This is a genomic window from Nocardioides sp. (assembly GCF_036401255.1).
Lineage (GTDB): Bacteria > Actinomycetota > Actinomycetes > Propionibacteriales > Nocardioidaceae > Nocardioides.
This window is the reverse complement of record NZ_DASWVI010000183.1, coordinates 1-8,943: the sequence shown is the minus strand read 5'-3', so window position 1 is coordinate 8,943 and position 8,943 is coordinate 1. Positions and strand designations below refer to the sequence as shown.

Annotated in this window: 6 protein-coding genes; 2 read left to right on the top strand and 4 right to left on the bottom strand. The window is 73.7% G+C overall.

Features of this window, described 5'->3' with window-relative positions; all coding sequences use genetic code 11:
- Positions 1 to 2,645: hypothetical protein (locus VGD85_RS08665; RefSeq protein ID WP_331063054.1), on the top strand; the 2,645-nt coding region annotated here is incomplete at its 5' end.
- A 114-nt stretch (positions 2,646 to 2,759) separates the two neighbouring features.
- Here the strand turns inward: VGD85_RS08665 and VGD85_RS08660 are convergent.
- Positions 2,760 to 4,115 carry a TrpB-like pyridoxal phosphate-dependent enzyme gene (locus tag VGD85_RS08660; protein WP_331063053.1) on the bottom strand — a complete coding sequence of 452 codons (1,356 nt, stop codon included), beginning with the start codon at positions 4,113 to 4,115 and terminating at the stop codon, positions 2,760 to 2,762.
- A gap of 66 nt (positions 4,116 to 4,181) precedes the next feature.
- On the opposite strand from VGD85_RS08660, the gene VGD85_RS08655 reads away from it, so the two are divergent.
- Positions 4,182 to 4,826, top strand: coding sequence for a hypothetical protein (locus VGD85_RS08655; RefSeq protein WP_331063052.1), 645 nt, complete (start codon positions 4,182 to 4,184; stop codon positions 4,824 to 4,826).
- Between the two features lie 108 nt (positions 4,827 to 4,934).
- On the opposite strand, the gene VGD85_RS08650 is transcribed toward VGD85_RS08655, so the two are convergent.
- From VGD85_RS08650 to VGD85_RS08640, 3 genes are all read right to left on the bottom strand, one after another.
- Positions 4,935 to 6,575 (bottom strand): DNA repair helicase XPB, encoded by a 1,641-nt coding sequence (locus VGD85_RS08650; protein ID WP_331063051.1) that lies wholly within the window; start codon positions 6,573 to 6,575, stop codon positions 4,935 to 4,937.
- Between the two features lie 23 nt (positions 6,576 to 6,598).
- Positions 6,599 to 7,129 carry a CGNR zinc finger domain-containing protein gene (locus VGD85_RS08645; protein WP_331063050.1) on the bottom strand — a complete coding sequence of 177 codons (531 nt, stop codon included), beginning with the start codon at positions 7,127 to 7,129 and terminating at the stop codon, positions 6,599 to 6,601.
- A gap of 9 nt (positions 7,130 to 7,138) precedes the next feature.
- Positions 7,139 to 8,943 (bottom strand): helicase C-terminal domain-containing protein (locus VGD85_RS08640; RefSeq protein ID WP_331063049.1); only part of this gene is annotated, 1,805 nt, incomplete at its 5' end.

The window sequence follows — 8,943 nt, the reverse complement described above, 5'->3', positions numbered from 1 at the left end:
CCGCCGCGGTCGGCTCCGGCGCGGTCGGGTCCGGCGCGGTCGGGTCCGGCGCGGACGCCGCCGGCTGGCAGGTGCAGGCCAACGGTTCGGGCCGGTACGTCGTCTCCTGGCGCTCGCCGAGCCCGTTCCCGCTGACGTCGGACCGGCCGACGATCGTGGGACCCGCGGACGCCCAGGTCGGGACGCCCGAGCTCGCCGCCGACGGTCGCACGGTGCGCGCCGTGGTCACCTCGCCGACCCGGCCCGACCCGGCCGAGTACGACGTACTGCTGTCCGGCGACCGCCTCGACGAGCGCGGCGCGGACCGCTACCGGGCCGCGGCGACCGCGCCGGCGAAAGCCCTCGACCTGCCGGGCACCGAGACGCTGCCGGTCGACCCGGCCACGCCCGGGGACTACGCGATCGTCTCCAGTGACTACCAGCTCGACCCGGTCAAGCTGCCCGGCATGCCGGTGCCGATCGAGATGGTCGGCCACGTCGTGGAGCCGGCCGCCGACGCCGCCACCGGCCCGCGGCCACTGGTGCTGTTCCTGCACGGACGCCACAGCGTGTGCTTCGACCCCGCCGACCCCGACGCCTACAGCGACTGGCCGTGCCAGGCGCCGCTGCGCGACATCCCCAGCGAGCTCGGCTACGACTACGTCCAGCGGGTGCTCGCCTCGCAGGGCTACGCGACCGTGTCGGTGCGGGTCAACGGCATCAACGGCCAGGACTGGCGCCTCACCGACGGCGGGGCCGACGCCCGCGCCGAGATCATCGAACGGCACCTCGACCACTGGGCGACGATCGCCGCGGACCACCAGGTCGACCTCGACCGCGTGGTGCTGGTCGGCCACAGCCGCGGCGGCGAGGGCGTCGACCGCGCCTCGATCCAGATCCCGCTGAGCGCGCCGTACCGCATCGTCGGCCAGGTGCTGATCGCCCCGACCGACTTCGGTGCCCAGACCGCGCCGTACGTGCCGACGGTGACGCTGCTGCCCTCCTGCGACGGCGACGTGAGCGACCTCCAGGGGCAGAAGTTCACCGACGGGTCCCGCGACCTCACCACCGGCGACACCTCGCTGAAGAGCTCGGTGCTGGTGATGGGCGCCAACCACAACTACTTCAACACCGAGTGGACCCCCGGCCTCGCGCAGGCGCCGGCGTGGGACGACTGGGGCGGCAACCCCCGGGGCACCTGTGGGCGCAAGGACCCCGACCGGCTCACGCCGCAGGAGCAGCAGGCGGTCGGCACGGCGTACGTCGCGGGCGCGGTGCACCTGTTCGCGGACGGCGAGCAGGACCTGCTGCCGATGTTCGACGGCTCGCGGGTGCGGGTGGCCTCCACCGGTGACGCGCAGGTCCTCAGCCACGCGATCGGTGGCGGCCGCGACGAGCGCGCGCCGGGACTCGGCGCGGACCGGTCGCTGCCCGACGGCGCGGAGACCCGTCTGTGCCAGGGCGTGAGCAGCTTCGACCGCGTGGCGTCGTGCACCCACGGCCTCGACTACGCCGGGGTCCGGCCGCACTGGCCCGAGCAGTACGAGCGGGTGCCCTCCCGGACGTTCTTCGAGATGTCGTGGACCGCGGCCGGACAAAGCGGCGGGCTGCTGCTCGACCGCCCGCTCGACCTCAGCTCCGGACGGCTCGAGCTGCGCACGATCGTCGACCCGGCGGTGGGGCCGGCGGACCTCGGCGTCCGGATCACCGACGCCGACGGCGCCAGCGCGCTGCTCAGCGCCACCGACGGTGCGCTGCCGGCGATCGACGGCGGCCTCGACACCCGCAAGTACTGGGCGCAGACGCTGAGCGCCGATGCGTCCGGCGCGACCGGCGTGGACCTGACGCGGATCGTCCGGGTCGACCTGGTCGCCCACAGCGACCGGGGCCGGGTCTGGGTGGCGGACCTGGCCTCGGCACCGGCCACGCTCGCCGCGGTGCCCGACCTGCGCATGCCGACCGTCGACGTCGGCAGCGTCCGGATCCTCGAGGGCGACGGGCGGTCGCCGGTCACGGCGTACGTCCCCGTCGTCGTCAACGGTGAGCTGACCCGCCCGGCACGGCTGGTGGTGCTGACCGCCGGTCAGTCCCGGGGCGCGCTCCAGCGCTTCCAGCTCGACCTCGCGCCCGGCCAGACGCTGGCCCGGGTGCCGGTGACCTACACCCCCGACCGCGCCGACGACTACCCCAGGGCGATCACCACGGTGGCGACCTGGGCGTCGCGCAACGTGATGACCGACAACTACCTCGGTCGACTCACCGTCCTCGACGACGACCCGGCGCCCCGGATCACCGTCCAGCGGGTCTCCCGGGTCGTCGAGGAGGGCCAGCCGGCGGTGTGGCTGATCACGCTGGACAAGCGCGTCGACTACGAGCTGTTCGTCAGCGGTCGGGTCGTGCGTGGTCCGCGACCCGAGGTCACCGTCGGCGACATCGGCACCGACTGGGTCCGCCAGCACCTCGGCCCGGATGCCGATCCGGACCAGCGACTCTCCTCGTTGCGCCCGATGATGTTCGAACGGCTGCGGGCGGGCGGGCGCACCGTCGCGGTCGCGATCCCCACCCGCCGCGACGGTGAGCGTGAGGGACGCGAGTCGCTGACGTTGCGGGTCAAGGTGGGCAAGAAGGCCGCGGTCAAGACCGTGTACGTCGCGCCCTCGCGCTGAGGGTGTGCGGTGGTGCGGGTTTCACCGGTCAGCCGGTGAAACCCGCACGACACGCCGGGGTGGCTCGGCGTGTCGCGCGGGTTTCGGCTGACAGGTCGGGGCCCGAGCGCTGCCTCAGAGCTGCGGGACGCCCGCCAGCGCCGTGCTGAGGTCCTCGTCGGAGAGTGGGTCGTCCTCGAGGTGCCCGGAGAGGAAGCTCTCGTAGGCGCCGAGCTCGAGCAGGCCGTGCCCGGAGAGACCGACGACGATCACCGGCTCCGCGCCGGTCTCGGCCGCCGCGAGCGCTTCGCGGCGCGCCTGGGCGAGCGCGTGGGACGACTCCGGAGCCGCGACGATGCCCTGGGTGCGGGCGAACTCCAGACCCGCCTCGAAGCACTCGTTCTGGTGCAGCGCGGTCGCCTCGATCAGCCCCTCGTGCACCGCGTGCGAGACCAGCGGCGCCATGCCGTGGTAGCGCAGGCCGCCCGCGTGGATCGGGGACGGCACGAAGTCGTGGCCGAGCGTGTACATCTTCATCAGCGGGGTGAGCCCGGCGGTGTCGCCGAAGTCGTAGCGGTACTCACCGCGGGTCAGCGTCGGGCACGACGTCGGCTCGACCGCGAGGATCCGCGGGCTCTGGGTGCCGGCGAGCTTCTCGCGCAGGAACGGGAACGACAGGCCCGCGAAGTTCGACCCGCCACCGGCGCAGCCGATGACGAGGTTGGCGCCGGACTCGCCGGCCTTCGCCAGCTGGCGCAGCGCCTCCTCGCCGATCACGGTCTGGTGCAGCAGCACGTGGTTGAGCACCGAGCCGAGCGCGTACTTCGTCGTGTCGTCCTGGGCGGCGACCTCGACGGCCTCGGAGATCGCGATGCCGAGCGATCCCGGGTGGCCCTCCGGGAACGCCTTGCCGGACTCGGTCAGGCGGCTCGGCGAGCGGTGCACGGAGCCGCCGAAGACCTCGATCAGCGTGCGGCGCTGGGGCTTGGAGTCGTACGACGCCCCGACCTGCCACACCTCGCAGTCGAGCCCGAACAGCGAGCAGGCGTAGGCCAGCGCGGTGCCCCACTGGCCCGCCCCGGTCTCGGTCGTCAGCCGGCGTACCCCGTGCAGGGAGTTGTAGTAGACCTGCGGCACCGACGTGTTGGTCTTGTGCGAGCCCGCGGGCGACACGCCCTCGTACTTGTAGTAGATCCGCGCCGACGTGCCGAGCTTCTGCTCCCAGCGGCGCGCGCGGTAGAGCGGGCTCGGGCGGTACTGCCGGTAGACCTCGCGCACCGGCTCGGGGATCTCGACGTACCGCTCCCCGCTGACCTCCTGCAGGATCAGCTCGATCGGGAACAGCGCCGCCAGGTCGTCGTGCCCCACCGGCTCGTGGGTGCCGGGGTGCAGCGGCGGGGGCGGCGGGGTGGGCAGGTCCGCCACGACGTTGTACCAGTGGGTGACCTGCTCTGACTCGTCCAGCGTGAACATGACCTGGTCGTCGCTCATGGGGCGCAGCGTAGCGACGCCGATACCCGGTGGGCGCCGGCCGTCTCACCGATCTACGGTGAGCCCGTGACCCCGACCGCAGACGACTTCCGGGCCCTGGCGCGCAGCTCGCCGTGGCGCTGGACGTCGCTGCACCTCCGGCACCGGTCGTCCCATTTGCGTGGGCGGTACGGCGACCAGGTCGAGGCCTGGCTGGCGCGGCCGGACGGCATCCGGCTCCGCGGGGCCGACGGCACCCCCGTCCCGCTCAACCTGGACTCCCAACGTCGCGACGGCCGGCCTACCGGCCGCTGGCGGCCCCCCGCGGCGACGTACCGCCCCGACGGGCTGGTGGCGGACCGGCCCGACCTCGACGACGACGGCCTGTTCTGGGAGAACTACTCCTGGATCGCGATGCTCGACCCGGTGGAGCTGAGCCACGACGTCGAGGTCTTCGACGTCCGGTCCGGCGAGTCGGCGGGCCGCCCGACGTGGGAGGCGCGGCTTCGGCCGCTGGACGGCTACGAGCCGCGGTGCGGCTGCTGCTCACTGCTGCGCTCGCCGGTCGTCGACCGCGAGGAGTGGGGCGACCGGTTCGTCGACTACCGCTACCCCGACCACCACGAGGTCGCGATCGACGTGCAGACCGGCGTCGTCGTACGCCAGCACCCGGTCGGCGGCGAGGCAGGGGGCGCCTGGCTGGAGAACGACATCCTCGAGGTCGACGGCTGACCTGAACGCCGTACTCCCAGGACTGGTCGGCCTCTTCTTGCGCTTGTCGCCCGTTGCAACGGCCGACAAGCGGAGGAATCCCCGGTCCACCGGGGATCCCGACGGCGCCTAGGCCCCCACGTCCTCCGCATCGACGATCCGGTAGGCGTAGCCCTGCTCGGCGAGGAACCGCTGCCGGTTCTGGGCGAACTCGGCGTCGACGGTGTCGCGGGAGACGATCGTGTAGAAGTGGGCGGTCTTGCCCTCGGACTTGGGCCGCAGCAGGCGCCCCAACCGTTGCGCCTCCTCCTGGCGGGAGCCGAACGAGCCGGAGACCTGGATCGCGACCTCCGCCGAGGGCAGGTCGATGGAGAAGTTCGCGACCTTGGAGACGACCAGCAGCCCGACCTCGCCGGAGCGGAACGCGTCGAAGAGCCGCTGCCGCTCCTTGACCGGGGTGTCGCCCTTGATCACCGGTGCGTCGAGGGCGGTCGCGAGCTCGTCGAGCTGCTCGATGTACTGCCCGATCACCAGCGTCGGCTGGCCGGGGTGTGACTCCACCAGCGAGCGCACGACGTCGATCTTGTGGTGCGTGCACGACGCGAGCCGGTAGCGCTCCTCGGGCTCGGCCGTCGCGTAGGCCAGCCGCTCCGAGGACGGCAGCGTCACCCGCACCTCGACGCAGTCGGCCGGCGCGATCCAGCCCTGGGCCTCGATGTCCTTCCAGGGCGCGTCGTAGCGCTTCGGGCCGATCAGCGAGAACACGTCGCCCTCGCGGCCGTCCTCACGCACCAGCGTCGCGGTCAGGCCGAGCCGGCGGCGGGCCTGCAGGTCGGCGGTCATCCGGAAGATCGGGGCCGGCAGCAGGTGCACCTCGTCGTAGACGATCAGCCCCCAGTCGCGGGCGTCGAGCAGCTCGAGATGCGGATACACGCCGTGACGCTTCGTCGTCAGCACCTGGTACGTCGCGATCGTGACCGGCCGGATCTCCTTGACCGCCCCGGAGTACTCCCCGATCTCGTCCGCCGTCAGCGAGGTACGCCGGACCAGCTCGTCCTTCCACTGCCGGGCCGAGACGGTGTTGGTCACCAGGATCAGCGTCGTGGCCTGGGCCTGGGCCATCGCGGCCGCGCCGACCAGGGTCTTGCCGGCGCCGCACGGCAGCACCACCACCCCGGACCCGCCGTGCCAGAACGACTCGGCCGCCTCGCGCTGGTAGGCGCGCAGGTGCCACGCGGTCTCCTCGAGCGCGATCGGGTGGGCCTCGCCGTCGACGTACCCCGCGAAGTCCTCGGCCGGCCAGCCGAGCTTGAGCAGCGCCTGCTTGAGGTTGCCGCGCTCCGAGCCGTGCACGACGACGGTGTCGTCGTCGATGCGGGCGCCGAGCATCCCGGCGACCTTCTTGGCGCGGAGCACCTCCTCGAGCACCGGCCGGTCGGTCGAGGCCAGCACGAGCCCGTGGATCGGGTGCTTCTTCAGCCGCAGCCGCCCGTAGCGGGCCATGGTCTCGGCGACGTCGACCAGCAGCGCGTGCGGCACGGCGTAGCGGCTGTACTCCAGCAGGGTGTCGATCACCTGCTCGGCGTCGTGGCCGGCGGCGCGGGCGTTCCACAGCCCCAGCGGGGTGAGGCGGTAGGTGTGGATGTGCTCCGGGGAGCGCTCGAGCTCGGCGAACGGCGCGATCGCCTTGCGGCAGTCGACGGCGCGCTCGTGGTCGACCTCGAGCAGCAGCGTCTTGTCCGACTGGACGATGAGGGGGCCGTCGTTCACCGGGCAAGCCTACGGAGGAGCGGCTAGGCCGAGGTCGCCACGGCCTTCTGCCGGGCCCGGAACGCCGCGACGTTGGCGCGCGAGGAGCACCGCTCGGAGCAGTAGCGGCGCGATCGGTTCGGCGAGGTGTCGACGAAGACCGCGGTGCACGGGGGCGCGGCGCACACGCCGAGCCGGTCCGGCCCGAGGTCGCAGACCAGCGTGGAGAGGCCGAGGAGCGACTCGCCGATCAGCAGCTCGGCGACGCTGGCGTTGTCGGTGGCCACGTGCAGGTGCAGGTCGTGGTCGTCGTGGCCGGAGATGCGCGGCGTGACCGGGTGGCGGCTCATGAGGTCGTTGAGCCGCTCCACCACGGCGGCGGTGTCCTCCGCCGAGCCGGCCTCGAACACCGGCCGCAGCTCGCGCTGGAACTTGCGCAGCAGCATGCAGTCGCGATCGGCGGCTCGGTCGTGCAGCCACTCGCGGCCGTGCAGGTACGCCACCAGGTCGTCGACATCGGCCATGTCGGCGTTCAGGAGGGCCGCGGCGGCCTCGGCGTACCGGAGGAAGTCCATGTTTCAAGTTTACGGATCAGGAGCGACCGGACGGACGGTCGTGATGCGATGCACAGCAAAGGTTCTGACGTCGTCGGTGCGGTGGTCGTACGCCGTGAGCGAGCCGCCCTCGACCCGCACCGGGTCCACCAGCCGCTCCGAGCGCCCGCCCTGGTTGTCCAGGTAGCCGATCAGCACGGTCTGGCCGGCCTCGACCGCCTCGCGCAGCGCCGCCATCGAGCCGCTCGGGGTGAGCGTCACCGCCGGCGTCTCGCTGCGCGTCGGCTCGGCCCGGTCGCCGGCCCGGATCGCGGTCACCGCGTGCGCGGCATGAGCGGTCTCGCGCACCACCTTGGCCGCCCGCGCCCGGTGCTCGCGCGGTGTGCGGGCGCGCAGGAGGTCCGGGCGCGCGACGTGCACGGTGCCGTCGGCGGCCTCGACCACCGGCGCCGCGCCGAGATCGCGCAGGCGGGGGAGCAGCACGTCGAGCGGGGTCGGGCTGATCAGCACGGTGGGGGCGATCCGGCGCAGCCCGAGCGAGGCGGCCTTGGGGTGGTGCAGCAGCTCGGTCAGGGCCGCCTCGTCGTCGGAGCGCAAGAACGCCTCGGCGTGGCCGACGCGGACGGTGCCGAACGTCCGGGCGGTGTCGTCGACGAGGTAGCTCAGCGGCTGGGGCACGGGCGTCCGCGACACCGAGCCGACGAAGTCGTGCACCTCGGCGGCGGTCCAGCCGGTGTCGAGGGCCCGGCGTACCGACGCCGGCGTGAACCGGTACACGGTCGCGCCACCGCGCGACTCCACGTCGGCGACCAGCTGCAGCTGCCGCGCGAGCCGCGACTCCAGCGGGCCCGGGGCGACCGCGGTGAGGTCGGCCTGGAGCAGCACGTGGTCGACGGGCTCGGGCAGCAGTCCGGCGAGCTCTGCGACCGCCTCGGCCTCGTGGCCGCCCACCAGCCGCCGGGAGTACGACGCCAGCCCGCCGAGCGCGACGACCCCGAGCACCCCGGCCTCCTCGACGGCCCAGGCGACCTGGTCGGCGCGGGTCCGCGGGCGTCGCGGCCGGCGCCACGAGACCCGGCGCACCAGCGACGGGACCCCGGTGCCGGTGGCGAGCACCTCGCCGGAGGGCAGCTCGGCCAGCGCGTCGAGCGCCATCCGCCGGCTCTCGACCTGGTGCACGCCGGACAGCTCCGGTGCCAGCGCGTTCCAGACCTTGCCGGCCGGGTCGCGGGAGCCGACGAGTCCGGGCAGCCGGGGGCTGTCCAGCCAGGCCCGGACCAGCGCCGCCCAGCGCTCCGCCACGGACAGGTTCGTCCATTGGTCGAAGGCGTCGGTGGGGATCCACGCCGGGTTGCCGTCCGGGTCGGCCGCGGTCGCGAGCAGCCCGGCCGCCGCGGCCACCTCGACGAGCAGCGCCGCCGTCGGCTCGTCCACGTGCAGCTGCACCGCCGTCGTCCGCAGGTCGCGTACGCCCAGGCCGCCGGAGCGCAGGGCTGTCGGTGGCGTGAGACCCCAGTGGTCCAGCAGCAGCTCGACGCGACGCACGGCCTCGAACGCCGCGCCGGCGGCCGCCCGGTCGACCACGGCCGCGTCCCGGGCGGCGGTCGCCAGCTCGGGCTCCTCGTCGACCGGGTCGGTGGTCGTCCGGCCGCCGCGCAGCGCGATGCCGACCTCGCCGGGCAGCACGACGACGCCTCCGGAGCGTGGCACCAGCAGCCGCCGCGCGAGCAGCTCCTCGGCGGGGGTCGTGGCGTCCTCGGGCAGCACCGTGTGCCGGGCCGACCCGGTGGTCGCCTCCCCGCCGGAGTCCAGCACGTGCTCGAGCAGCGCCCGCG